This window comes from Neisseria sp. HMSC069H12 (genome assembly GCF_001812735.1).
GTDB classification, from domain to species: Bacteria; Pseudomonadota; Gammaproteobacteria; order Burkholderiales; family Neisseriaceae; genus Neisseria; species Neisseria subflava.
Window position 1 is genome coordinate 1 of sequence record NZ_KV810301.1, and the last position, 277, is coordinate 277.

Here is a 277-nt window from a genome sequence, read left to right on the forward strand (position 1 = left end):
ACCAACCTGACCAGCGGCAACGTTGCGGCAGGCGACAACAGTGCCGTAACTGGCGGTGCAGTTAATACCGCAATCAATACTGCCATCAATACTGCCGTGACCGATTTGAAAGACGCCGGCTTCAAGATCGGAGCCGACAGCGGTGCAGACGACACCGTAAAACTGGGCGAAACCGTCAAATATGCCGGCGATGCCAATATCAAGACCACGGTTACCAACAACCAAATCGGCTTTAAACTGGCCGACAGCATTACCGTTGGTCCGGCTAGCGGCGGCA

Annotated in this window: 1 protein-coding gene; it reads left to right on the top strand. The window is 55.2% G+C overall.

Going from position 1 to position 277, the window contains the following annotated elements:
* The coding region (locus HMPREF2872_RS11800; RefSeq protein ID WP_210398863.1) for a hypothetical protein at window positions 1-277 on the top strand (277 nt) is incomplete at both ends.